This is a genomic window from Methanosaeta sp. UBA356 (assembly GCF_002496465.1).
GTDB lineage: Archaea > Halobacteriota > Methanosarcinia > Methanotrichales > Methanotrichaceae > Methanothrix > Methanothrix soehngenii.
The window spans coordinates 1-876 of sequence record NZ_DAKC01000121.1 but is presented as its reverse complement, the minus strand read 5'-3'; the positions used below and the strand labels follow the sequence as shown (position 1 = coordinate 876).

Genomic DNA, 876 nt, shown 5'->3' with positions numbered 1-876 from the left:
CGGAAAAGCGGCTCAGCATCGCTGTATCTGCCCATCGATCGATACAGCTCTGCGAGATTGTTCAGGCTCTGGGCATAGTCGGGATGGGCTTCACCTAGCGATTTGCGCTGAATTTCTGTTGCCTGGCGGAAAAGCGGCTCAGCATCGCTGTATCTGCCTATAGAATAGTACATCAATGCGAGGTTGTTCAGGCTCTGGGAGTAGTCAGGATGATCTTCGCCTAGCGATTTGCGCCGAATTTCAGTTGCCTTGCGGTAGAGCGGCTCAGCATCGCTGTATCTGCCCATCGATCGATACAGCTCTGCGAGATTGTTCAGGCTCTGGGCATAGGCGGGATGGTCTTCACCTAGCGATTTGCCCCAATTTTCTATTGCCTTTCGGTAGAGCGGCTCAGCATCGCTGTATCTGCCCATCGAATAATACAGGCCAGCAAGATTGTTCAAGCTCTGGGAGTAGTCAGGATGATCTTCGCCTAGCGATTTGCGCCGAATTTCTGTTGCCTGGCGGAAAAGCGGCTCAGCTTCGCTATATCTGCCCATCGAATCGTACACCAATGCAAGGTTGTTCAGGCTGGTGGCGTAATTGGGATGATCTTCGCCTAGCGATCTGCGCCAGATTTCTATTGCCTTGCGAAAAAGCGGCTCAGCTTCGTTGTATCTGCCCATCGATCGATACAGGATAGCGAGGTTGTTCAGGCTAGCAGCGTAGTTGGGATGATCTTCTCCCAGTGATTTGCGCCGAATTTCTGTCGCCTGGCGGAAAAGCCGCTCAGCTTCGCTATATCTGCCTATAGATCGATACAGCTCTGCGAGGTTGTTCAAGCCGGTGGCGCAGTTGGGATGATCTTCGCCTAGCGATTTGCCCCAAATTTCTGTT

1 protein-coding gene is annotated in these 876 nt (G+C 52.3%); it reads right to left on the bottom strand.

Annotated features, from left to right (window positions below):
* Nucleotides 1-876, bottom strand: an 876-nt coding sequence (locus BP727_RS11765; protein ID WP_286858974.1) for a tetratricopeptide repeat protein, incomplete at both ends; no start/stop codon positions are given.